The sequence below is a fragment of the Cellulomonas sp. ICMP 17802 genome (assembly GCF_041295535.1).
Classification (GTDB): domain Bacteria; phylum Actinomycetota; class Actinomycetes; order Actinomycetales; family Cellulomonadaceae; genus Cellulomonas.
Map to the genome: position 1 here is coordinate 58,178 of NZ_JBGFQZ010000003.1, position 16,929 is coordinate 75,106.

Here is a 16,929-nt window from a genome sequence, read left to right on the forward strand (position 1 = left end):
CACCTACGCTGGGCCGGTGCACGGTGAGTACAAGGTGCCCGGCGGCAAGCTCGTCGCGGTCGACCTCGACGTGGTGGACGGGCTGCTGAGCGGCGTCAGCGTGAGCGGCGACTTCTTCCTGGAGCCCGACGAGGCGCTCGACGTCCTGTCGTCGGCGCTCGACGGCCTGCCCCGGGACTCCCCGGTGAGCCGCCTGGCCGACGCCGTGACCAGCGCGCTCGCCCTCGTCGACGAGCCCGTCGCCATGGTCGGCTTCGACGCGCACGCCGTGGCGGTGGCCGTGCGGCGGGCGCTCGGCCTCTCCACGGCGTGGACGGACCACACGTTCGAGCTGATCCACCCCGGACCGCTGCCGCCCGCCCTGCACGCCGCGCTGGACCAGGTGCTCACCGAGGAGCTCGCCGCCGGGACGCGCGGCCCGACGCTGCGGTTCTGGGAGTGGGTGGAGCCGGCCGTGATCATCGGGTCGTTCCAGTCGCTGCGCAACGAGGTCGACCTCGAGGCCGCCGAGCGCTACGGGATCACGGTGGTCCGCCGGATCTCGGGCGGCGGCGCGATGTTCATGGAGGCGGGCAACTGCATCACGTTCTCGCTGGTGGTGCCCGCGTCGCTGGTGGACGGCATGACCTTCGAGGAGTCCTACGCGTTCCTCAACCAGTGGGTGCTGGGCGCGCTCGCGGACGTCGGGGTGCAGGCGTTCACCAGCGGGCTCAACGACATCGCGTCGCCGGCCGGCAAGCTCGCCGGGTCGGCGCAGAAGCGCATGGTGGGCGGAGCCGTCCTGCACCACGTGACCATGTCCTACGACATCGACGCCGACAAGATGCTCGAGGTGCTGCGCATCGGCCGCGAGAAGCTCTCCGACAAGGGCACGACGAGCGCGAACAAGCGCGTCGACCCCGTCCGGTCCCAGACGCAGCTGCCGCGCGAGGAGGTCATCTCCGCGTTCGCCGCGCACTTCCGGCACCGGTACCCGACCGTCGCCGGCACGCTGCGTCCCGACGAGCTGGCGCGGGCGACCGAGCTGATGCGGACCAAGTTCACGGACCCGGGGTGGACCGCCCGGGTCCCCTGACTCAGACGCCGTGCAGCAGGACGAAGGCGACCGCGGAGATGCCGATGAGCACGACGCCGAGCGTGCTCGCGGCGACCAGCCGCCCGCCCGGCGGGAGCCGGGTGCCGGACAGGTGGCGCCGGGCCGAGACGATCGCCAGGGCGACGGCGACCGCGACGGCCGCGACCGCGAGGCTCCACGCCGACAGCCCGAAGAACTCCTGCAGCAGGTGGGCGGCCGCGATCCCGCCGCCCGCGAGGCCCAGCGCGGTGCGCCGCCAGGCCAGGTGGGTCCGCTCGGCGGCGAGCGTCGGCGGGTCCGGCTGGTCCGTCACGCGACCGCGAGCCCGATGAGCACCAGCGTGCCGGACACGCACACCCCGACCACGAGCAGGCTGAAGGCGGAGGGGGTCGGCAGGGAGCGCCCGAGCCGGACGGCGCGCTCCGCCCGCGCCCAGCCGATCCAGGCGAGCACCGGGGCGAGCACGCCGACCGCCACGAGCAGCAGCGCCGCGGCGAACCTCAGGTCGGCCTGCACGGGCAGCTCGAGGGCCTCCAGCGCGACGCCGGCGGCCAGCAGCGCCAGCGAGGTGCGGATCCAGGCGAGGAACGTCCGCTCGTTGGCCAGCGAGAAGCGGGCGTCGGGGTCCGTGCCGCTGCCGTAGACCCATCGGGGGAAGCGGCCGTCCCGCTCGTCGTCCATGCGCCCATCCTCTCGTCAGAGTCGCCGGGAGAGCACCAGGAGCGCCGCGACGAGGACGGCGAGGAGGGCGGCCTCGATCGCGCCGATCACCGTCGACGCGTCCGCGCCGAGGGCCACCGCCGCGAGACCCACCGCGTTGGCGAGCAAGGCTGCGAGCCCGACCCACGCGAGCGACGCGGTGAGGATCGTCTTGTCGCGCTCGTCGGCGGTGCCCAGGACCGTGCGGCTGACGCCGCCGTCGGGGGAGGAGCCTCGCCGTCGTGCCCGCCAGCGGACCACGGCGGCGGCCGCGAGGATGCCGCCGCCCCCGACCAGCGCGCCTGCCGCGGTGTCGCTCTGCCCCGCCAGCGTGAAGGTCAGCCACAGCAGGCCGACGGCGGTCAGCCCGCACGCGCAGGCGACCAGGAACCGGCGGTCGGACAGCGTGCGCGGGGGCGTCCGGACGGGGCGGTCGGGCTCAGACGTCGTCATGGAAGATCTCCTCGATCGTCGTGCGGAAGTAGCGGGCCACCGCGAACGCCAGCGGCAAGGAGGGGTCGTACCGCCCGGTCTCCAACGAGTTGACCGTCTGGCGGGACACGGCGAGCGCCTCGGCCAGCGCGGCCTGGGAGAGGCCTGCCTCCTCGCGCAGGCGGCGGATGTCGTTCCTCATCGCGTCGCCGGCCGGGTGGGCAGGAGCGCGCACGCGGTCGTCCGGGTGTCGAGCAGGTCCGGCACGGAAGGCCTCCGAGGTCTGCGGTGGATGTCAAGCGTGCTTGACGTGACAAGCGTGCTTGACATCGGCCGTCGTGTCAAGCGACCTTGTCACTCTGCGCACGTATCAGGCGGGGGACCGCGTGCTCCTGACGCACGACGAAGGGGGAGACATGGACCTGGACCTCGACCGACAGCTGCGCCGCCTCTCGGTGCTGCGCGCCCGCGAGCTGGCGACCACCCGGAGCCGCGCATCCGTCCGGACCGCGCAGGTGCTGCTGCTGCGCGGAGGTCACGTGGGGCGGGCGCCGAAGACCGCGCTGCCGACGCGCACCAGGGTGGCGCCCTCGGCGATCGCGAGCTCGAGGTCCCCGCTCATGCCCATGGACAGCTCCGTCGCCGTCTGAGTGCCGGCCGCGACGATCTCGTCGCGCAGCGACCGCAGCAGCGCGTACCCGGCCCGGACCGCACCGGGGTCGTCCGAGCGCGCCCCGACGGTCATGAGCCCGGCCACCCGCAGCCGCGGAAGCGCGGCGACCGACCGCGCGAGCGCGACGGCGTCGTCCGGCGCCACGCCGTGCTTGGTCGCCTCGCCCGACACGTTCACCTGCACGTAGACGTCGAGCGCGTCGGTGGTGCGCGCCGAGAGCCGCTCGGCCAGCTCGCGGGTGGCCACCGACTCGATGCACGACGCCCAGCGCACGGCGGCGTTGACCTTGTTGGACTGCAACGGCCCGATGAGGTGCAGGCCGGCCAGGCCGGCGAGCTCGGGTCCCTTGGCGACGAGCTCCTGCACCCGGTTCTCGCCGACGAGCACGGGGGCCAGCGCCGGGTCGGCGGCGCGGGCGTCGCGGTCGGCCGCGAGCGCCGCCCGCACGAGCTCGGCGGGCTGGGTCTTGGTCGCCAGGAGGATCCGCACGTCTGCCGGGTCCCGGCCCGCGGTCACCGCCGCCGCGGCGACCCGTCGGCGGACCTCCGCCAGCCGACCGGCGATCGTGTGCCGGTCCGGCGCGTCTCCCATGCCGCAGAACCTACCGGCGGTCAGCTGCGGGCGATGTCCGCGACCGTCGCGGCGGTGAGCCGCACCAGGTCGTCCGGGGACAGCTCGACGTCGAGGCCGCGCCGGCCGCCGGAGACGAGGACGGTGTCGAACAGCCACGCGGTCTCGTCGACGACCGTGGGGTGCGCGCTGCGCTGGCCCAGCGGCGAGATGCCGCCCACCACGTACCCGGTCGCGCGCTCGGCGTCGGGCTTGGCCGCCATGGTCGCCTTCTTGCCGCCGACCGCGTGCGCGAGCGCCTTGAGGTCCAGCTGGCCCGTCACGGGGACCACGGCGACCGTGAGCGTGCCGTCCACGACCGTCATCAGGGTCTTGAACACCTGCTCGGCCGGCACCCCGAGCGCCGCGGCGGCCTCGAGCCCGTAGCCGAGGGTGCTCGCGGGATCGTGCTCGTACGCGTGCGCGGTGTGCGGCACCCCGGCGGCGGTCAGGGCGACGAGTGCGGGGGTGCCGGTGGGGGCGTGCTCCTTCTTGGCCACGACGCCACGATAGGGGCGGATCAGGGTGGTCCCCGATACCGCCCGCGGCGGCGCAGGGTGCAGGCTGGCCGCGTGAAGACCCTGCTGAACCTCATCTGGCTCATCTTCGCGGGCCTGTGGCTGGCGCTCGGCTACGTGCTCGCCGGGATCATCTGCTGCGTGCTGATCGTCACCATCCCGTTCGGCATCGCGTCGTTCCGGATGGCCAGCTACGCGCTGTGGCCGTTCGGGCGCACGGTGGTCGACAAGCCCACCGCCGGCGCGTGGTCCGTCATCGGGAACGTGATCTGGCTGGTCGTCGCCGGGTGGTGGCTGGCCCTCATGCACATCGTGACGGGCATCGCGGAGGCGATCACGATCATCGGCATCCCGCTCGCGCTGGCCAACTGGAAGATGGTGCCCATCTCGCTGTTCCCGCTGGGGAAGCAGATCGTGCCGTCCGACCGCCTGATGGCGGCCTACGGCCAGTGACCGCTACCGGCCGATGATGAGGATCGCGACCAGGTAGATGAGGGTGCCGGCCGCGACGCCGGTGCTCGCCGCGAACCAGAGGGCCGGGTTCTTGCCCCGGGCCTGCAGCACCATGGCGGTGACCACGAGCACCACGGCCGCGACCAGCGTGAGCAGCCCGAGCACGAAGAACGCGCTCAGCAGCGCCGCGACCAGGCAGACGAGGAACACGAAGCGCGGTGACCGGCGCGTGCGCACGGGCGGGTCGGTCGGGCTGTCCTGCGGGTCTGTCGCCATGCGCGAACGGTAGTACGAGCGACAGGGGCGGCCGGGCGGCGTCTCAGGCCGTCAGGTCGCCCAGGGGTCCGACCGCGGCGATCCGCAGCTGCACCTCGCCCGTCTCGTCCGAGCCCGCCAGGTCGACCACCGCGTCGATCCGCCAGTCGTGGTCGCCCTCGGGGTCGTCGAGCAGCTGGCGGACCTGCCAGGTGCCGCGCCCGGGCGTCACCTGGAAGAGCGCCGGACCGCGGGCGGGGGCGCCGGTGAGGATCTCGTCGTGGTCGTCGTAGAACGGGTCGAGGGCGGTCCGCCAGCGGTCGGCGTCCCACGGCACGTCGTCGGGGTCGACGTCGCCCAGCTGCGCCAGGCCGCCGTAGAACTCGCGTGCGGCCAGCTCGACCCGGCGGAACAGCGCGCCGCGGACCAGGGCGCGGAACACCCGGGGGTTGGCCGTGATGGGCTCGGGCACGTCCTCGTCGATGCCGCCGGGGGCGTCGGCGCCGTGCTCGTCCAGCGGGTTGCTCAGGCGCTCCCACTCGTCCAGCAGGCTCGAGTCCGTGCGGCGGACCACGTCGCCCAGCCACTCGATGATCTCCCAGAGCTCCTCGGTGCGGGCCTCCTCGGGGACCGTCTGGCGCAGGGCGCGGTAGGCGTCCGCGAGGTAGCGCAGCAGCACGCCCTCGGTGCGGTCCAGCTGGTAGTAGGCCACGTACTCGGCGAAGCCCATCGCCCGCTCGTGCATGTCCCGCACCACCGACTTGGGGGACAGCGCGAGGTCCGCCACCCACGGGTTGGTCTGCCGGTACGTGACGAACATGGCCTCGAGCAGCTCGGCGAGCGGCTTGGGGTAGCCGATGTCCTCCAGCAGGGCCATCCGCTGGTCGTACTCGAGCCCGTCGGCCTTCATCTGCGCGACCGCCTCGCCCCGCGCGCGGTTCTCCTGCGCGGCGAGCACCTGGCGCGGGTCGTCGAGCGTGGCCTCGATGACCGAGACGACGTCGTGCGCGTAGGCCGGGTCGTCGCGGTCCAGCAGGTCGAGTGCCGCGTACGCGAACGGCGACAGGGCCTGGTTGAGCGCGAAGTTCGGGGCCAGCTCGGCGGTCAGCCGCACGGCCCGGCGACGGCCGTGCGGGGCGGTCGGGTCCTCGACCCAGGGGCGCTCGACGACGCCCGCGGCCCGCAGCGAGCGGTAGACCGCGACGGCGCGGCGGACGTGCCGGCCCTGGGCGCCCTCGGGCTCGTGGTTGTCCGTGAGCAGCTTCGTCATCGCCGCGACGGGGTCGCCCGGCCGCGCCAGCACGTGCAGCACCATGGCGTGCGACACCGCGAAGCTGCTGGTCAGAGGCTCGGGCGGCGCGTCGCGCAGCCGCTCGAACGTCTTGTCGGTCCAGTTGACGTGCCCCTCGGGGGCCTTCTTGCGGACGATCTTCTTGAGCTTGCGGGGGTCGTCGCCGGCCTTCTCCAGCAGCTTGCGGTTCTCGATCACGTGCTCGGGCGCCAGGACGATGACCTCGCCGACCGTGTCGAAGCCGGCGCGGCCCGCGCGGCCCGCGATCTGGTGGAACTCGCGGGCCGACAGGTGCCGCATCCGGACGCCGTCGTACTTCACCAGGCTGGTCAGCAGCACCGTGCGGATGGGCACGTTGATGCCGACGCCGAGCGTGTCCGTGCCGCAGACCACCGGCAGCAGGCCCTTCTGGGTCAGGCGCTCGACCACCCGGCGGTACTTGGGCAGCATGCCCGCGTGGTGCACGCCGACCCCGTGCCGGAGCAGCCGGTTGAGCGTGCGCCCGAAGCCCGGGCCGAACCGGAACCCCGCGATCTCGTCGGCGATCCGGTCCCGCTGCTCGCGGCTGGCCAGGGGCGTCGACATGAGCGACTGGGCGCGCTCGACGGCCTCCTTCTGCGTGAAGTGCACGACGTACACGGGAGCCCGGCGGGTCTTCACCAGCTCGTCCAGCAGCTCGTGCAGCGGCTCGATGGCGTAGCTGAACGTGAGCGGCACCGGCCGTTCGGCGTTGGCGATGACCGCGACCGGCTGGTGGGTCCGGCGCGTGAGGTCCTCCGCGAAGAAGCCGACGTCGCCGAGCGTCGCGGACATGAGCACGAACTGGACCTTCGTGAGCTCGAGCAGCGGCACCTGCCACGCCCAGCCGCGCTGGGGGTCGGCGTAGAAGTGGAACTCGTCCATGACCACCTGGCCGACGTCGGCGTCGTCGCCGTCGCGCAGCGCCACGTTGGCCAGGATCTCGGCCGTGCAGCAGATGATCGGCGCGCCCGGGTTGACCGCGGAGTCGCCGGTCATCATGCCGACGTTGGCCGAGCCGAACGCCTCGACCAGGGCGAAGAACTTCTCGCTGACCAGCGCCTTGAGCGGGGCCGTGTAGTACGTGCGGCGGCCCTGGGCCAGCGCGACGAAGTGGGCCGCGACGGCCACGAGCGACTTCCCGGAGCCGGTCGGCGTGGACAGGATCACGTGCGCGCCGGTCACCAGCTCCAGCAGGGCCTCGTCCTGGTGCGGGTACAGGGCCAGTCCCTGGTCCGACGCCCATCCGGTGAAGGCCTCGTACAGCGCGTCGGGATCGATCGGATCGGCCGGGATGCGGTCGGCCAGCGTGGGGGTGCTCATCGTGCGTCGATGGTCCCATGCGGCCGTCTAGGGTGTGGGCCGTGAGCGAGCGACCGACGGTGGAGATGTGGACCGACGGCGCCTGCAAGGGCAACCCGGGCGTCGGCGGCTGGGGCGCCTGGATGCGGTACGGCGAGCACGAGCGCGAGCTGTTCGGCGGCGAGGAGCTCACCACCAACAACCGCATGGAGCTGACCGCAGTGATCGAGGGGCTGCGGGCGCTGACCCGGCCCTGCGACGTGACCCTGCACGTGGACTCGCAGTACGTGATGAACGGCGTCACGCGCTGGATCGCCGGCTGGAAGGGCAACGGCTGGCGGACCGGCGACAAGAAGCCGGTGAAGAACCAGGACTTGTGGGAGGCCCTCGACGCCGAGATCGCGCGGCACACGGTCCGCTGGGTCTGGGTCAAGGGGCACGCCGGCGACCCGGGCAACGAGCGCGCCGACCAGCTGGCCAACCGCGGGGTCGAGAAGGTGCGCGCGGGCGGCTAGGTCAGGTCCAGCGCCACGAGCCGATCATGGCGTTCAGCCCACCTCCGTCGCCCGCCCGGGCTCGAGCCAGCGGACCTCGGCCTTCGTCGCCGCCAGCGCGGGCTCGATCACGGCGCGCCCCTCGCGGAAGTGGGACCAGCCCTCGTAGTGGACCGGGACGACCACGCGCGGGCGCAGCAGGTCGACCAGCTCGGCACCCTCGCGGGCGCTGAACGTGAACCGGGCCGGACCGGTCACCCCGAACCGCACGGCGCCGAGGTGCAGCACCGCGACGTCCACCCTCAGGCGCCGCGCCACCTCCCGCACGCCGTCGAACAGCACCGTGTCGCCGGAGACCCACACCGCCACCTCGTCGGCCCCCGACCGCCGGACCGCGAAGCCGGTGACGTCGCCGACGACCGCGCGGGTGAGCGGGGGTCCGTGGCGGCCCGGGGTCGCCGTCACGGTGAGCGACGGACGCTCGCCGTCCTCGAGCGTCGTCGTGCGCCACGGCTCCAGCCCGACGGCGTTGCCGCCCAGGCGCCGCGCGGCGGGGACCGTGGTGAGGACCGTGCCGACGGACGGCAGCAGGGCCCGGCCGGCGTCGTCGAGGTTGTCGGCGTGCTGGTCGTGGGAGAGCAGGACCGCGTCGATGGGCCCGAGGTCGGCCACCTCGACCGAGGGCCCCGCGACCTTGGTTCCGTGCGTGCCCCAGCCGAACGCGTACCCGCGCCCGGGCGCCTCGAACGTGGGGTCGGTGAGCAACCGCCAGCCGTCGATCTCGATCAGCACCGTCGGCCCGCCGATGTGGGTGAGCGTCGTCATGGTCGCCAGCATGGCCCGCCGGGCGCGGACGGGACAGGGGCGACCTACCATCGACGGCAGGGAAGCCGCCGACCGGGAGGGTGCACAGTGCAGAGCCTCGCCGCGGTGCGCGACCGTGCCGGCACCAGCCTGTTCCTGCGCGTGGCCGGCCCGGACGGGCTGGCCAGCCGCGAGCGCATCCACGGCACCCCCGGACCGCGCTGGTTCCCGCCCGGCTCCGCCATCCGCGCGGTGCACGGCGACGCCTCGATGTTCGTCGGCGGCATGCGCGCGCTCCTGCTGCAGTCGCTGCACCCGGCGGCAATGGCGGCGGTCGCGGCGCACTCGGGCTACCGGGGCGACCCGTGGGGCCGGTTGGCGCGGACCAGCACGTTCCTGGCGGTCACCACGTTCGGCACCATCGACGACGCCACGGCCGCGATCGACCGGGTCCGCTGGGTGCACGAGCGCATCCGCGGCGTCACGCCCGACGGGCTCGCGTACTTCGCCGGCGACCCCGACCTGCTGCGCTGGGTGCACGTGGCCGAGGTCGACAGCTTCCTGCGCAGCCACCGGGTGTTCGGCCAGCGACCGCTGGACGCCGCCGGCGCCGACGAGTACGTCGCGCAGGCGTCGCGGGTCGCCGTCGCCCTCGGCGCGGAGCGCGTGCCCGAGTCGGTGGCCGAGCTGACCAAGGCGCTGGACGAGTTCCGCCCGGTGCTCGGGCCGTCGGCCGCCGCGCGCGACGCCGCGGACTTCCTGCTGCACGAGCCGCCGGTGCCGCGCAGCCTGCGGCCCGGCTACGCCCTGCTCGCCCGCGCCGCGGTCGCCTCGATGCCGGCGTGGTCGTTCGAGCTGCTCGGGCTGGACCGGCCCGGCCGGGTGGGTCTGGCGGCGGGCCGGGCCTCCGGAGCCGTGGCCACCCGAGCGATCCGCTGGATGCTGGGACCGGACGACGCCAGCCGGGTGTCGGTCGCGCGATGACCCGGTTCCTGCTGCTCAGCTCGCGCGCCGAGGACGTGGCCGCAGTCGGGGAGCACGCCGCATTCCTGCGGTTCGGGGGCCTGCGCGCCGACGAGCTCGAGCAGGTGCGGATGGAGGCGGCCCCGTTCCTGCCGGTCGACCTCGACCGGTACGACGGCGTGATCGTCGGCGGCAGCCCCTACGACGCGAGCAAGCCCGAGGACGAGAAGTCGCCCGTGCAGCGCCGGGTCGAGGCCGAGGTGTCGTCGCTGCTCGACGAGATCGTCGACCGCGACCTGCCGTTCCTCGGCGCCTGCTACGGCGTGGGCACGCTCGGCGTGCACCAGGGCGCGGTGATCGACGGCACCTACGCCGAGCCGATCGGCGCGGTGACGGTCACGCTCACGGACGCCGGGCGGGCGGACCCGCTGCTGGCCGCGCTGCCCGAGTCGTTCGACGCGTTCGTGGGGCACAAGGAGGCCTGCCGCGTGCTGCCCCCGGAGGCCGTGCTGCTCGCGTCGTCGGCCACGTGCCCCGTGCAGATGTTCCGCGTGCGCGAGAACCTCTACGCCACGCAGTTCCACCCCGAGCTCGACCTGGCCGGGATCACCACGCGCATAGGCGTGTACCGCGACTACGGCTACTACCGGCCGGGGGAGTACGACGAGGTGATCGCGCGGGTGCAGGCCGCGGACGTGTGGGCGCCCCCACTCATCCTCGAGGCGTTCGTGCGGCGGTACGCGCGCTGACGGGGGGTCGGTCCGCCTCACAGCGGACGGACAGGTAGCTCGGAGAATCCTCTGAGAACGCGCGGACAGACTCGTTCCATGACCACGACGACCTGGGACGCACCGCCCCTCGCCACCCTCGCCGCACCGGAGCCGACCGCCCGGACGCGCAGCGGCGTGCTCCCCATGCTCTGGCTCGGCGTGCTGGCGGTCCTGCTGTTCTGGTGGACCGGCACGGCCGCCTCGGCCGGCGCCACCCCCGGCGGCGCGCTCGTCGCGCTCGGCGAGCTCGCCGGCCTGCTCGCCTCGTACCTGGTCTGCGCCCAGCTGCTGCTGGTCGGCCGGGTGCCGTGGTTCGAGCGGGGGATCGGCTTCGACCGGCTGGTCGCATGGCACCGGTCGCTCGGCACGTCGGTGGTCCTGCTCGTGCTCACGCACGTCGCGCTCATGATCGTCGGCGGCTCGATGCTCGACGGCATCAGCCTCTGGTCGGAGGTGCCGGGCGTCCTGGCCACGCAGCCGTACCTGTGGCCGGCCCTGATCGGCACGGTGCTCTTCCTCGCGGTGGGCCTGTCCAGTGCGAGGCTCGCCCGCCAGAAGCTCTCGTACGAGGTCTGGTTCGCCGTCCACCTGACCATCTACGTCGGTGTCTTCCTCGCGTTCGCCCACCAGGTGGCCGGCGGCACCCACTTCGTCGACTCGCCGGTGGCCCGCGGCGTGTGGATCCTCCTCTACGCAGGGACGGCCGCCGCGCTGCTGACCTGGCGCGTCGTGCTCCCGCTGGTCGCGCACCGCCGGCTCGGGCTGCGGGTGTCCGCGGTCGTGCCCGAAGGTCGGGGGCTGGCGAGCGTGTGGCTCGAGGGGCGCGGGCTGGCGGCCCTGGAGGCGCGCGGCGGGCAGTTCTTCCTCGTCCGGTTCCTCACGCCGGGGCACCGGGCGACCGCGCACCCGTACTCGATGTCGATGGTGCCCACCGGGGACCGGCTGCGCTTCACGGTCGGTGCCCTCGGGGACCACTCCGCGGCGGTCGCCGACCTCCGTCCCGGCACGCGCGTGCAGGTCGAGGGGCCGTTCGGGCGCTTCACCGCCGACCGGGCGACCACCCGCAAGGCCCTGCTCGTGGCCGGCGGGGCGGGTGTGGGCCCGGTGCGGGCGCTGGCGGAGGACCTGCTCGTGCGGGGCCACCAGCTGGTGGTCGTGCACCGCGCCCACGACGCCGCCGGGCTCGCCCTGGCGTCCGAGTTCACCCCGTCGCCCAGCCTGCAGTACGTGCCGGTGCCCGGGCGCCGCGCCCGGCTCGGCTACGACCCGCTCGACGCCCCGCACCTGCGGGCGCTCGTGCCCGACATCGCGTCGCGCGACGTCTTCGTCTGCGGGCCGCCGGCCATGACGGACGCCGTCGTGCGCTCCGCGCGGGCCCTGGGCGTGCCGCGCACCGCCATCCATCGAGAGGAGATCGAGTCGTGACGACACGTTGGAGAGGGACCCTGATCTACACCGGTGCCGTGGCCGCGATGGGGGCGGCGGGGTTCGCGAAGTTCGCCGTGCTCGCCCCGGACACCACGGCGGCGACCGCCTCGGGCGCCTCGACGTCCGCGTCGACGGGCTCGACGGGGTCGAGCTCCTCGAGCTCCTCCAGCTCGTCGTCGGACTCCAGCCAGTCGGCGACGAGCACCGGCTCGGGCGCGGCCACGACCACCAACGACACCGTCACGATCGTCGGCTCGTCGGTGCAGACTCGGTACGGCCCCGTCCAGGTGTCGGTGACGTTCACCGCGGGCCAGATCACCGACGTGCAGGCCCTGCAGACGCCCGGCGGCCACGGCGAGAGCATCCAGATCAACGCGCGGGCCACGCCGATCCTCGCGCAGGAGGTCATCGCGGCCCAGTCGGCGCAGATCGACACCGTCTCGGGTGCCACCTACACGTCGCAGGCCTACGCCGAGTCCGTGCAGTCGGCCATCGACCAGCGGGGCTGACGCGGTGCGCCACCTGGAGCTGGTGATGGGCGTACCGATGTCCGTCGACGTGCGGTGCGACGGCGACGAGGACGCGCAGGCCGACGCGCAGCGGGCCGTCCGTGCCGCGTTCGACCAGATGCACGAGGCCGACCGGCGGTTCAGCCGGTTCCGCCCCGACAGCGAGGTGAGCCGCTTCGACCGCGGGGAGTGCGCCGAGCCGAGCGCCGACCTGCGGGAGGTGCTCGACATCGCGGACCGCTACGCGTCTCTCTCGGGCGGCGCGTTCTCGGTGCGCCGGCCGGACGGTTCGCTCGACACCGACGGCGTGGTCAAGGGGTGGGCGGCGCAGCGCGCCGCGGACACGCTGGTCGCGGCCGGCCTGACCACGTTCTGCCTGAACGCCGGCGGCGACGTCGTGGTCCGCGGCGAGCCGGAGCCCGGCCGCGGCTGGAACGTCGGCGTGCGCGAGCCCGCCGACCCGCAGTCGTTCCTCACGGTGCTCGAGGTGCGGGACGGCGCGGTCGCGACGTCGGGCACCTACGAGCGCGGGGAGCACGTCTGGGACGGCCGCACGGGCGAGGCGGCCGTGGGGCTGCTCGCGGCGACCGTCGTGGCCGCCGACCTGACCACCGCCGACGTGCTGGCCACGTGCGTCCTGGCCCTCGGGCCCGACGGGATCGCGTGGGCCGCCGAGCACGGCGCCGCGGCGGTCGTCGCCGTGCGCACGGACGGCGAGGTGCTCACGGGGCTGCAGGCAGCTCCAGCGTGATCGCGGCGCCGGGCAGGCCGTCCTCGCGCGCCGTGGCGGTCACCGTGCCGCCGTGCTGCGCGGCCACCTCGGCGACGAGCGCGAGCCCGATGCCGTAGTGCCTGCGGGGGCCGTCGCCGTCCCCGTCGCCGTTCCCGTCGTCCCGGTGGGACGCGAAGCGCTGGAACAGCTCCGCGCTCTCGGGCGGCATCCCGGGGCCGTCGTCGCGGACCTGGACGAGCACGCGGGTGTCGCGCGTCGTCACGTCCACCTCCACGCGTGCGCGGGCGTGGTCGATCGCGTTGTCGACGAGGGCGGTGACCGCCCGCCGCACGGACACCGGGGAGGCCAGCGCGACCGCGCGATCGGCCCCCTGCCGCTCGATCGCGACACCCCGCTCCGCCGCCGTGGCCCGCGCCGCGTCGACCACCTCGCGGGCCAGCCCGGCCGCGTCCACCGGCTCCGCGTCCACCGAGCGCGCGTCCGCCGCCAGCAGCATGTCGTCCAGCACGGCCGTCAGGGCGGCGGCGTCGGCGAGCAGGCCGTCGACGTCGTGCTGCACGCGGTCGGGGGTGGCGCTGCCCCAGTCGGCGGTCATGTGCCGGTCCAGCAGCTGCGCGCGGGTGGCGAGCAGGGTCAGCGGCGTCCGCAGCTCGTGGCTCGCGTCGGCGACGAACCGGCGCTGCAGGCTCAGGGCGGTGACCATCGGCTGCACCGCACGGCGCGCCAGCCACACGGCGCCGAGCCCCGCCAGGACGACCCCGAGCGCACCGGCGAGCAGCAGCGCGGCCATCAGCCGCCGCAGCTCCTCCCGGCTCTCCGTCGGGTCGAGCGCCGCCTGCACGACGGTGCCGTCGTGGCCGCCCGTGAGCACGCGGACCGTGCCGACGTCGGTCGCCGCCGTGGTCCAGACGTCCTGGCCGCTCTGCGCCACCTGCTGCATGAGCTCGACGTCGGGCAGGCTGTCCGGCAGCTCGTCGGTGACGGACAGGCCGCGCGGCGACGACACCGCCACCCACATCCCGGGCGGGGCGTCGTGCGCGTCGTCGATCGAGTGCACGGCGCCCTCGAGCCGAAGCCGCGCCGACTCGGCCTGCCCTCGGACGACCACGAAGAGCACCGCCGCGCCCACGACCAGCAGGCACCCGAGGACCAGCAAGGCGGTCTGCAGACCCAGCCGGCGGGCCGTGCTGCGCAGGAGCTCGCGCTCGGCGCCGGTGCCGGGGTCGGTCATCCGGCACCCAGGCGGTACCCGGCGCCGCGCACAGTGGCGACCGTCGACCGGCCGACCTTGCGTCGCAGGTAGTAGACGTAGGTGTCGACCACGCCCTCGTCCTCGGCCTCGGTGAACACGCGCTCGAGGATCTCGGCGCGGCTGAACACCTGGCGCGGGTGCCGCGCCAGCAGCTCGAGCAGCGCGCACTCGCGCTCCGAGAGGTCCACCGGGTCCCCGGCGGCGAGCGTGACCTGGCGCGTCGCGACGTCGAGCGTGCCGCCCGGCACGTGCAGCGCGCCCACGTGGTCGTGCGCGCGCCGGCGCAGGGCCCTCAGGCGCGCGGCGAGCTCGTCGACGTCGAACGGCTTGCTCATGTAGTCCTCGGCGCCGGCGTCGAGGCCGGCCACGCGGTCGGCCGGGTTGCCGAGCGCCGAGAGCACCAGGGCGGGCGTGACCACCCCCTTGGACCGCAGGCGCCCGAGCAGGTCGAGGCCCTCGATCGCCGGCAGCCCCCGGTCCAGGACGATCACGTCGTACCGACGCGTCAGGCCGAGGTGCAGCCCGCGCTGCCCGTCCCGCGCGACGTCGACCTCGTAGCCCTCGCCCACGAGGATCTGCTCGAGCATGGAGGCGAGCTGCTTGTCGTCCTCGACGAGGAGCAGCTGCGCGGGGTCCGCCATCGCGTTCTCCCAGGTCGTCGCGTCCTCGCATCGTACGGTGGACCTACCCGGTCCGTGAGGAGGCGCGATGTCTGCTCGCCGCGCGGCGGTGCTCGCCGTCGCCACGATCCTGCTGCTCGGCTCGTGCGGCTCCCCGGCGCCCGACGAACCCGCACCGACGACGAGCGCGCCGACGACGAGCCCCGCGCCGAGCCCGTCCGCGACGTCGGCCGAGCCGGACGCGCCGGTGCCCTTCCCGGCGGACGTCGCCGCCGACGAGCAGCCGGCCTCCGCGGGCGCCGCCCTGACCGTGACCGACGTGACCACGGGCGAGCACGACGGCTACGACCGCGTCGTCTTCCGGTTCGACGGGACCGGCACGCCGGGCTGGATGGTCCGGTACGTCGACGTGGCCACCGACGACCCCGCCGACACCGTGCTCGACATCGCCGGCGACGGCACGCTCCAGGTCACCCTCCTCGGCATCGGGCTGCCCGCCGACACCGGCATCCCGGAGTGGAGCGGCACCAACCCGATCCTCACCCCGGACTACCCGGTGCTGCGCGAGGTCGCCGTCCGCGGCCAGTTCGAGGGTCAGGAGCTCGCGTTCGTCGGCGTCGACACGGCGGGCCACCCGTTCCGGGTGTTCGCGCTGACCGATCCCGTGCGGGTGGTGCTCGACGTCCGGCACGACTCCTGAGCGGGTGCACGCCCTGTCACCGCCGCAGCCGCAGCCGATACGGTGACAGGTCCGGGGGCCGAGGGGGCCGCGGTTGCTCGGAGGAGTCCGCCTGCCGGCCCGGTGCACGCAGGGGGCCCTCATGCCGACCGACCCGACCACGCCCGACGACGATCCGGCCGCGCAGCCGACTCCGGTCCCGGAAGCCCCGCCGCCACCACCGCCGCCACCTCCGCCGCCACCACCGCCGCCTCCGCCGCCGCCGGACTACGGGCCTCCGCCCACCGCGCCCTACGGCGTCCCGCCGCCCCCGCCCTACGGCCCACCCGTCCCGGCGTACGGGGCACCCCAGCAGGCCTACCCCGCGGCGCCGGTCCCGGGGGAGTCCGACAAGTCGTTCATCGCCACCTGGCTGTTCGCGTGGTTCCTCGGGGTGTTCGGGGTCGACCGCTTCTACCTCGGCAAGGTGGGCACCGGCGTGCTGAAGCTGGTCACGCTCGGCGGCTGCGGGATCTGGGTGCTGGTCGACCTCATCCTGGTGCTGGCGGGAGCGCAGAAGGACAAGATCGGTCGCCCGCTCGCGGGGTACGAGCAGTACAAGAAGATGGCCTGGGTCGTCACCGGCGTCGTGTTCGCGATCTCGGCCGTCATCGGCGGGATCAACGGCGCCGCGGCAGGGCGGGTCGTCGACGACCTCGGCGGGGCGCCCACGGTCGACGCGCCGGACGTGGTGGAGACCGAGGACGTCACGGTGCCGGACACGGTCGTGACCGAGGAGCCCACGGAGCCCGTGGTCACGGTGCAGTCGTGGGCCGACGAGACGTTCGGCACCTTCGCCGCGGAGACCCAGACGGGTGCGGGGGACGACCTCGTGAGCCTCCCCGCGGGTGCGGTGGTCGGGGTGGTCACCGCCACCCACGACGGCTCGGCGAACTTCGCCATCGCGGTGCTGGACGCCGCGAACGAGCCGACCGGCGAGCTGCTGGTCAACGCGATCGGTCCCTACGCCGGCACGACGCTGTTCGGGCACGGCCTGGCCGAGCCGGTGATGCTGCAGGTCACCGCGGACGGCAACTGGTCCCTGACCATCGCCCCGGTGTCGACGGCGCCGCCGCTGGTCCCGGTGGGCGCGGGCGACGCGGTGTTCCTCTACGACGGACCGCCCGGCGCCCTGAGCGTCACCCACGACGGCGACGGCAACATCGTCGTCAGCGAGGACACGGGGGACGCGTTCGAGTACGGGCTGCTGGTCAACGAGATCGGGCCGTATGCGGGGACCGTGCCGCTGAGCTCGGGCCCGTCGGTGATCGACATCAAGGCGAACGGCAACTGGACGATGGTGGTGGGCTGAG

General features: G+C 74.3%; 22 protein-coding genes. 10 read left to right on the forward strand and 12 right to left on the reverse strand.

All coding sequences use genetic code 11. The features are described 5' to 3' along the window. Window positions 1–16: 16 nt before the first annotated feature. Window positions 17–1,075: a lipoate--protein ligase family protein gene (locus tag AB5970_RS05430; protein WP_370502895.1), complete on the forward strand. Its 1,059-nt coding sequence runs from the start codon at window positions 17–19 to the stop codon at window positions 1,073–1,075. A 1-nt stretch (window position 1,076) separates the two neighbouring features. Here the strand turns inward: AB5970_RS05430 and AB5970_RS05435 are convergent, their stop codons facing one another. The 6 genes from AB5970_RS05435 to ybaK all read right to left on the reverse strand — a co-directional run bounded on the left by AB5970_RS05435 (window position 1,077) and on the right by ybaK (window position 3,988). Then, entirely contained in the window at window positions 1,077–1,388 is a 312-nt protein-coding gene (locus tag AB5970_RS05435) for a DUF202 domain-containing protein (protein WP_370502896.1), read from the reverse strand. Continuing rightward, window positions 1,385–1,756: a YidH family protein gene (locus AB5970_RS05440; protein WP_370502897.1), complete on the reverse strand. Its 372-nt coding sequence runs from the start codon at window positions 1,754–1,756 to the stop codon at window positions 1,385–1,387. The genes AB5970_RS05435 and AB5970_RS05440 overlap by 4 nt, the downstream gene beginning before the upstream one ends. Before the next feature lie 15 nt (window positions 1,757–1,771). Next, the gene (locus AB5970_RS05445) at window positions 1,772–2,227 is read right to left on the reverse strand and encodes a hypothetical protein (RefSeq protein ID WP_370502898.1); all 456 of its coding nucleotides are present in this window, start codon (window positions 2,225–2,227) and stop codon (window positions 1,772–1,774) included. Continuing rightward, window positions 2,214–2,408 (reverse strand): helix-turn-helix transcriptional regulator, encoded by a 195-nt coding sequence (locus tag AB5970_RS05450; RefSeq protein ID WP_370503027.1) that lies wholly within the window; start codon window positions 2,406–2,408, stop codon window positions 2,214–2,216. Before AB5970_RS05450 ends, AB5970_RS05445 begins: the two co-directional genes overlap by 14 nt. 333 nt (window positions 2,409–2,741) lie before the next feature. After that, a complete protein-coding gene (locus AB5970_RS05455) occupies window positions 2,742–3,470 on the reverse strand; it encodes a YggS family pyridoxal phosphate-dependent enzyme (protein WP_370502899.1) in 729 nt (242 codons plus the stop codon). A 20-nt stretch (window positions 3,471–3,490) separates the two neighbouring features. Then, on the reverse strand, window positions 3,491–3,988 hold the full coding sequence (gene ybaK, locus AB5970_RS05460) for a Cys-tRNA(Pro) deacylase (protein WP_370502900.1): 498 nt from the start codon (window positions 3,986–3,988) through the stop codon (window positions 3,491–3,493). A gap of 72 nt (window positions 3,989–4,060) precedes the next feature. Here ybaK and AB5970_RS05465 point away from each other — a divergent pair, with 72 nt between their 5' ends. Further along, on the forward strand, window positions 4,061–4,459 hold the full coding sequence (locus AB5970_RS05465) for a YccF domain-containing protein (protein WP_370502901.1): 399 nt from the start codon (window positions 4,061–4,063) through the stop codon (window positions 4,457–4,459). Window positions 4,460–4,462: 3 nt separating this feature from the next. Here AB5970_RS05465 and AB5970_RS05470 read toward each other — a convergent pair whose 3' ends face one another. Together AB5970_RS05470 and AB5970_RS05475 are read right to left on the reverse strand one after the other, a co-directional pair. Continuing rightward, complete coding sequence (locus AB5970_RS05470; RefSeq protein WP_370502902.1) at window positions 4,463–4,735, reverse strand: hypothetical protein; 273 nt, start codon at window positions 4,733–4,735, stop codon at window positions 4,463–4,465. Between the two features lie 43 nt (window positions 4,736–4,778). After that, complete coding sequence (locus AB5970_RS05475) at window positions 4,779–7,346, reverse strand: DEAD/DEAH box helicase (RefSeq protein ID WP_370502903.1); 2,568 nt, start codon at window positions 7,344–7,346, stop codon at window positions 4,779–4,781. Between the two features lie 17 nt (window positions 7,347–7,363). Here AB5970_RS05475 and rnhA point away from each other — a divergent pair, with 17 nt between their 5' ends. Beyond that, window positions 7,364–7,840, forward strand: coding sequence for a ribonuclease HI (gene rnhA / locus AB5970_RS05480; RefSeq protein WP_370502904.1), 477 nt, complete (start codon window positions 7,364–7,366; stop codon window positions 7,838–7,840). A 33-nt stretch (window positions 7,841–7,873) separates the two neighbouring features. Here rnhA and AB5970_RS05485 read toward each other — a convergent pair whose 3' ends face one another. Next, window positions 7,874–8,644, reverse strand: a complete 771-nt coding sequence (locus AB5970_RS05485; RefSeq protein WP_370502905.1) for an MBL fold metallo-hydrolase — start codon at window positions 8,642–8,644, stop codon at window positions 7,874–7,876. An 87-nt stretch (window positions 8,645–8,731) separates the two neighbouring features. Between AB5970_RS05485 and AB5970_RS05490 the strand changes: the two genes are divergently transcribed. From AB5970_RS05490 to AB5970_RS05500, 3 genes are all read left to right on the forward strand, one after another. Further along, complete coding sequence (locus AB5970_RS05490) at window positions 8,732–9,607, forward strand: oxygenase MpaB family protein (RefSeq protein WP_370502906.1); 876 nt, start codon at window positions 8,732–8,734, stop codon at window positions 9,605–9,607. After that, a complete protein-coding gene (locus AB5970_RS05495) occupies window positions 9,604–10,335 on the forward strand; it encodes a glutamine amidotransferase (RefSeq protein WP_370502907.1) in 732 nt (243 codons plus the stop codon). Before AB5970_RS05490 ends, AB5970_RS05495 begins: the two co-directional genes overlap by 4 nt. Before the next feature lie 78 nt (window positions 10,336–10,413). Beyond that, window positions 10,414–11,781: a ferredoxin reductase family protein gene (locus AB5970_RS05500; RefSeq protein ID WP_370502908.1), complete on the forward strand. Its 1,368-nt coding sequence runs from the start codon at window positions 10,414–10,416 to the stop codon at window positions 11,779–11,781. Between the two features lie 25 nt (window positions 11,782–11,806). Here the strand turns inward: AB5970_RS05500 and AB5970_RS05505 are convergent, their stop codons facing one another. Continuing rightward, window positions 11,807–12,022, reverse strand: coding sequence for a hypothetical protein (locus AB5970_RS05505; RefSeq protein WP_370502909.1), 216 nt, complete (start codon window positions 12,020–12,022; stop codon window positions 11,807–11,809). Window positions 12,023–12,044: 22 nt separating this feature from the next. Between AB5970_RS05505 and AB5970_RS05510 the strand changes: the two genes are divergently transcribed. Both AB5970_RS05510 and AB5970_RS05515 read left to right on the forward strand, forming a co-directional pair. Continuing rightward, window positions 12,045–12,293 carry an FMN-binding protein gene (locus AB5970_RS05510; protein WP_370502910.1) on the forward strand — a complete coding sequence of 83 codons (249 nt, stop codon included), beginning with the start codon at window positions 12,045–12,047 and terminating at the stop codon, window positions 12,291–12,293. 25 nt (window positions 12,294–12,318) lie between these two features. Next, complete coding sequence (locus AB5970_RS05515) at window positions 12,319–13,044, forward strand: FAD:protein FMN transferase (RefSeq protein WP_370502911.1); 726 nt, start codon at window positions 12,319–12,321, stop codon at window positions 13,042–13,044. Here AB5970_RS05515 and AB5970_RS05520 read toward each other — a convergent pair. Together AB5970_RS05520 and AB5970_RS05525 are read right to left on the reverse strand one after the other, a co-directional pair. Continuing rightward, entirely contained in the window at window positions 13,016–14,257 is a 1,242-nt protein-coding gene (locus AB5970_RS05520; RefSeq protein ID WP_370502912.1) for a sensor histidine kinase, read from the reverse strand. The two genes, AB5970_RS05515 and AB5970_RS05520, sit on opposite strands and share 29 nt — an antisense overlap. Beyond that, entirely contained in the window at window positions 14,254–14,919 is a 666-nt protein-coding gene (locus tag AB5970_RS05525) for a response regulator transcription factor (protein ID WP_370502913.1), read from the reverse strand. The genes AB5970_RS05520 and AB5970_RS05525 overlap by 4 nt, the downstream gene beginning before the upstream one ends. Window positions 14,920–14,986: 67 nt before the next feature. Here AB5970_RS05525 and AB5970_RS05530 point away from each other — a divergent pair, with 67 nt between their 5' ends. Further along, window positions 14,987–15,598 carry an AMIN-like domain-containing (lipo)protein gene (locus AB5970_RS05530; RefSeq protein ID WP_370502914.1) on the forward strand — a complete coding sequence of 204 codons (612 nt, stop codon included), beginning with the start codon at window positions 14,987–14,989 and terminating at the stop codon, window positions 15,596–15,598. A gap of 121 nt (window positions 15,599–15,719) precedes the next feature. Beyond that, a complete protein-coding gene (locus AB5970_RS05535; RefSeq protein WP_370502915.1) occupies window positions 15,720–16,928 on the forward strand; it encodes a TM2 domain-containing protein in 1,209 nt (402 codons plus the stop codon). The last annotated feature ends 1 nt before the right edge of the window (window position 16,929 follow it).

What these genes read in the sequence shown, in the direction of transcription:
- AB5970_RS05470 (WP_370502902.1), bottom strand. Translation starts at nt 4,735, where the DNA reads ATGGCGACAGACCCGCAGGACAGCCCGACCGACCCGCCCGTGCGCACG.
- AB5970_RS05445 (WP_370502898.1), bottom strand. Translation starts at nt 2,227, where the DNA reads ATGACGACGTCTGAGCCCGACCGCCCCGTCCGGACGCCCCCGCGCACG.
- AB5970_RS05450 (WP_370503027.1), bottom strand. Translation starts at nt 2,408, where the DNA reads ATGAGGAACGACATCCGCCGCCTGCGCGAGGAGGCAGGCCTCTCCCAG.
- AB5970_RS05440 (WP_370502897.1), bottom strand. Translation starts at nt 1,756, where the DNA reads ATGGACGACGAGCGGGACGGCCGCTTCCCCCGATGGGTCTACGGCAGC.
- AB5970_RS05500 (WP_370502908.1), top strand. Translation starts at nt 10,414, where the DNA reads ATGACCACGACGACCTGGGACGCACCGCCCCTCGCCACCCTCGCCGCA.
- AB5970_RS05455 (WP_370502899.1), bottom strand. Translation starts at nt 3,470, where the DNA reads ATGGGAGACGCGCCGGACCGGCACACGATCGCCGGTCGGCTGGCGGAG.
- AB5970_RS05485 (WP_370502905.1), bottom strand. Translation starts at nt 8,644, where the DNA reads ATGACGACGCTCACCCACATCGGCGGGCCGACGGTGCTGATCGAGATC.
- AB5970_RS05515 (WP_370502911.1), top strand. Translation starts at nt 12,319, where the DNA reads ATGGGCGTACCGATGTCCGTCGACGTGCGGTGCGACGGCGACGAGGAC.
- AB5970_RS05525 (WP_370502913.1), bottom strand. Translation starts at nt 14,919, where the DNA reads ATGGCGGACCCCGCGCAGCTGCTCCTCGTCGAGGACGACAAGCAGCTC.
- AB5970_RS05520 (WP_370502912.1), bottom strand. Translation starts at nt 14,257, where the DNA reads ATGACCGACCCCGGCACCGGCGCCGAGCGCGAGCTCCTGCGCAGCACG.
- rnhA (WP_370502904.1), top strand. Translation starts at nt 7,364, where the DNA reads ATGCGGCCGTCTAGGGTGTGGGCCGTGAGCGAGCGACCGACGGTGGAG.
- AB5970_RS05535 (WP_370502915.1), top strand. Translation starts at nt 15,720, where the DNA reads ATGCCGACCGACCCGACCACGCCCGACGACGATCCGGCCGCGCAGCCG.
- AB5970_RS05530 (WP_370502914.1), top strand. Translation starts at nt 14,987, where the DNA reads ATGTCTGCTCGCCGCGCGGCGGTGCTCGCCGTCGCCACGATCCTGCTG.
- AB5970_RS05495 (WP_370502907.1), top strand. Translation starts at nt 9,604, where the DNA reads ATGACCCGGTTCCTGCTGCTCAGCTCGCGCGCCGAGGACGTGGCCGCA.
- AB5970_RS05475 (WP_370502903.1), bottom strand. Translation starts at nt 7,346, where the DNA reads ATGAGCACCCCCACGCTGGCCGACCGCATCCCGGCCGATCCGATCGAT.